The following is a 322-nucleotide window of genomic DNA, read 5'->3' on the forward strand; positions in this document are numbered from 1 at the left end:
AATCTTAATAGAGAAAGTTATATTACTTTTGACTTCTCCTCAACTAAAAGTAGTTATATTAAGAACGGAAATCCCACTGGTAATGAATTGGTAGTATACGCTTCAAACCTAGTTTATACTGAAAAATATACAGAAAAACGTATTAGATTAGGATTAGCTAAAATATTTTTTGAAGAGATATTAAAGAATGTAAAAATTAAAGAAATTGCTAAGTATTTTAATGGAGTACTTGCTGACTTTTATAAAGTAATTGATAGCTTTGAAACAGATAAATATATTTGTCTTTTACCACGAAAGATTTCTTTTCAGGACTCGCCATTGC

General features: G+C 27.3%; 1 protein-coding gene. It reads left to right on the forward strand.

The annotated features are described in order from the left end of the window. A partial coding sequence (locus KH400_RS23655; protein ID WP_217228783.1) for a hypothetical protein occupies nucleotides 1–322 on the forward strand: 322 nt, incomplete at both ends.

The organism is Desertibacillus haloalkaliphilus, assembly GCF_019039105.1.
Lineage (GTDB): Bacteria > Bacillota > Bacilli > Bacillales > KJ1-10-99 > Desertibacillus > Desertibacillus haloalkaliphilus.